Origin of the sequence: Burkholderia sp. MSMB1459WGS (assembly GCF_001534535.1) — a bacterium.
In the GTDB taxonomy this organism is placed as follows: domain Bacteria; phylum Pseudomonadota; class Gammaproteobacteria; order Burkholderiales; family Burkholderiaceae; genus Burkholderia.
In genome coordinates this window covers 1-845 of sequence record NZ_LPMU01000066.1, presented here as the reverse complement: position 1 = coordinate 845, position 845 = coordinate 1, and the positions used below count along the sequence as shown (strand labels likewise).

Below are 845 nucleotides of genomic sequence, written 5' to 3'. Positions count from 1 at the left end.
CCCAGCAGCGTCGTGCCGTCATAAACGCTCACTGTGCTGCCCGCTTCCGCCGTGCCAGCAAGAGTAGGCGTTGCGTCATCCGTACTACCACCAGAAACGATCGCACCCACAACGGAGCCCACGTCATCCGTCACGGTGCCGATGATCGGTGCGGCCGGTGCCGTCGTATCGCCCGTCACCGTTACCGAGGCAGACGGACCCGTATTGCCTGCTGCATCGGTGACCGTCACGCCGATCACCGTGCCAACCGGCAGTGGGGTCGATGGCGTATACGTCCACGCGCCACTCGGGTCCGCCGTCACGGTTGCATCCGGTGTACCGTCGCCATTCGTGTCGATGTTGACCGTTGCGCCCGCTTCGGCTGTACCCGACAGCGACGTACCGTCCGTTGCGTTCACCGTCGGCAGTGCAGGCGCCGTCGTATCGACTGTCAGGTCGAATGCCGCGCTCGGCGCGCTGACGTTACCCGCAGTGTCCGTTGCGGTGACGGTCAAGCTGTGCGCGCCTTCACCCAGCGCCGTCGGCGGCGTGAACGTCCAGTTTCCGGACGGGTCTGCCGTCGTGGTGCCCAGCAGCGTCGTGCCGTCATAGACGCTCACTGTGCTGCCCGCTTCCGCCGTACCGGCAAGCGTCGGCGTCGTGTCATCCGTCGTTGCGCCAGTCGTCAGCACGCCGGCGATCGAACCGACGTCATCCGTGACGCTAACAACGACCGGGGCCGCCGGCGCCGTCGTATCCCCCGACACCGTTACCGAGGCAGACGGCCCCGTATTGCCTGCTGCGTCGGTGACCGTCACACCAATCACCGTGCCGATCGGCAGCGGGGTCGACGGCGTATACGTCCA

General features: G+C 66.4%; 1 protein-coding gene. It reads right to left on the bottom strand.

The features are described 5' to 3' along the window. Nucleotides 1-845: Ig-like domain-containing protein (locus WT97_RS25925; RefSeq protein WP_257128557.1), on the bottom strand; the 845-nt coding region annotated here is incomplete at both ends.